The organism is Escherichia sp. 94.0001, from assembly GCF_013369155.2.
Taxonomy (GTDB): Bacteria; Pseudomonadota; Gammaproteobacteria; order Enterobacterales; family Enterobacteriaceae; genus Escherichia; species Escherichia coli_F.
Window position 1 is genome coordinate 1 of sequence record NZ_JABWMS020000240.1, and the last position, 467, is coordinate 467.

1 protein-coding gene is annotated in these 467 nt (G+C 58.7%); it reads right to left on the bottom strand.

Annotation, left to right across the window (positions count from 1 at the left end):
* Nucleotides 1-467: phage tail tip protein J-related protein (locus tag HEN33_RS25480; protein WP_445297913.1), on the bottom strand; the 467-nt coding region annotated here is incomplete at both ends.

Below are 467 nucleotides of genomic sequence, written 5' to 3' on the forward strand. Positions count from 1 at the left end.
AACCTTCCGCATCATCGCTCGCCCGACCGACAGCCTCCACGAATGCCGATTTGCCGACGGTGTTCACACTGCGAACGTAAAAATAATAATCATGACCCGGCTTAATATTGATACTGGCGGCTATCCAGTACAGCGCCGTGCCAAGATAGCGCGCGCTGGTTTCAACCTGCCTGATATCGGTAATCCGCGTTTCCGAGAACCAGAACTCAAACTGTACCGTCGGATCATAAACCGCAAGATGCGGCGTGGCAGTTATCTGAAAATAGCCCGGCGTCAGCTCAATCTGTGACGGCGCTGCCGGTGCGGCAATCCGGAACGATACCGATGCCGGATCGCCCTGCTGTCCCCACGCATTTACCGCCCGGACTGTCAGCCTGTAGTTCCCCAGCGCCAGCTGCCTGAAGCGGTATGCGGTTTCCGCCGTCCGGGCCGTGCTGACCAGCCGCTCACTGCCGTCATCCGCTGCC